General features: G+C 55.3%; 2 protein-coding genes. Both read right to left on the reverse strand.

Annotation, left to right across the window (positions count from 1 at the left end; all coding sequences use genetic code 11):
* Nucleotides 1-323, reverse strand: a 323-nt coding sequence (locus tag RX395_RS09825; protein ID WP_316367296.1) for a peptide-methionine (S)-S-oxide reductase, incomplete at its 3' end; no start/stop codon positions are given.
* Between the two features lie 37 nt (nt 324-360).
* Nucleotides 361-676 (reverse strand): TlpA family protein disulfide reductase (locus tag RX395_RS09830; protein ID WP_394815239.1); only part of this gene is annotated, 316 nt, incomplete at its 5' end.

Consider the following 676-nt stretch of genomic DNA (forward strand, 5'->3'; position numbering starts at 1 on the left):
GTCTCCCGAAAGCCGGTCTCTCCCTTGCAGACGGTCTTGTAATCGGCGTCCGCCTCGCAGGTGCCGTTGGCGTAGCCGCTCTCGGCGTCGATGACGCCGGGGATGGACTGCATCAGCTGTTCCATGCCCCAGAAGCAGCCGCCCGCCAGATATATGACATTTTCCGTGGTATTCATATACATGCTTCCTTCACCGGACATATCAGAGGGCTGTCCGGTCATTTCCTTCTCGTCCGTTTTCTGCGGCATATTTTTCTGCCCGGCAGTGCAGCCGCTCAGCAGCAGTACCGCGGTGAGCAGAAGCAGCAATACTCTCCGATACATGGTGTATCCCTCCTTTCTGAGAAGATAAATTCGTTTGTCAGCCCATATCGGCGGCAAGCGCCTGATCAATGAGCTTTTGCAGCGTCTCCGCCTGCTTCTTTTCCGTGATGGCGCCTACGATGGGCTCGCCCACGATATTGCCGCTGCGGTCGACCACATAGGTGGTGGGATAGGCGAAGATGTTGGTGGTAAACTTTCCTGCCTCGCCATCGGAGTCAAAATACACATTCTGATAAGTGGCGCCCTTCTTGGCAAGCACAACCTTAGCCTCGGAAATTGCTGTTTCATCGCCATCCAATGTGAAGGTGTTGACACCGATGAGGGAGCCGCCCTTCTCCGCCAGTTTCTTGTTC

The sequence above is a fragment of the Collinsella aerofaciens genome, from assembly GCF_032584215.1.
Classification (GTDB): Bacteria; Actinomycetota; Coriobacteriia; order Coriobacteriales; family Coriobacteriaceae; genus Collinsella.